Raw genomic sequence first — 527 nt, 5'->3', positions numbered from 1 at the left:
CCCCGAGGCTTATCGCAGCCTCCTACGTCCTTCATCGGCTCCTGGTGCCAAGGCATCCACCGTACGCTCTTCATTACTTACAACAAAGATGCTCGCGTCCACTGTGCAGTTCTCAAACAACACACAAACAACCACATACACGTTGACACCAACACCCACCAAAGTGGACCGGTATGACAACTGCAGTCATTTGTCGTTACTTCCTAGAGAGGAAACACTCACGTGTTCTCTCAGGACCCAACAGTATGCCGATATATTGCACTCGCCGGCAGATCATGTGATCTGCCGTGATGCGAGGAAGTTTGTCAGCGTCCACCCATGAGCTCCCGCCGGACCACAAGTGGGTCCGAAACAGGCTCTGCCAACCAACCATCCACCTGTGTGGATATTGGATTGGAGAATGCTCCTTAGAAAGGAGGTGATCCAGCCGCACCTTCCGGTACGGCTACCTTGTTACGACTTCGTCCCAATCGCCGATCCCACCTTCGACGGCTCCCTCCCACAAGGGGTTAAGCCACCGGCTTCGG

2 rRNA genes are annotated in these 527 nt (G+C 54.5%); both read right to left on the bottom strand.

The window, feature by feature from the left end:
• Positions 1-83, bottom strand: a 23S ribosomal RNA gene (locus G8767_RS35310); the annotation flags it as partial.
• A gap of 328 nt (positions 84-411) precedes the next feature.
• Positions 412-527, bottom strand: a 16S ribosomal RNA gene (locus G8767_RS35305); the annotation flags it as partial.

Origin of the sequence: Rhodococcus sp. IC4_135 (genome assembly GCF_011602025.1) — a bacterium.
In the GTDB taxonomy this organism is placed as follows: Bacteria; Actinomycetota; Actinomycetes; order Mycobacteriales; family Mycobacteriaceae; genus Rhodococcus_F; species Rhodococcus_F baikonurensis.
Note: the sequence above shows the minus strand (reverse complement) of the source record. Positions and strands in the feature narration are given on the sequence as shown.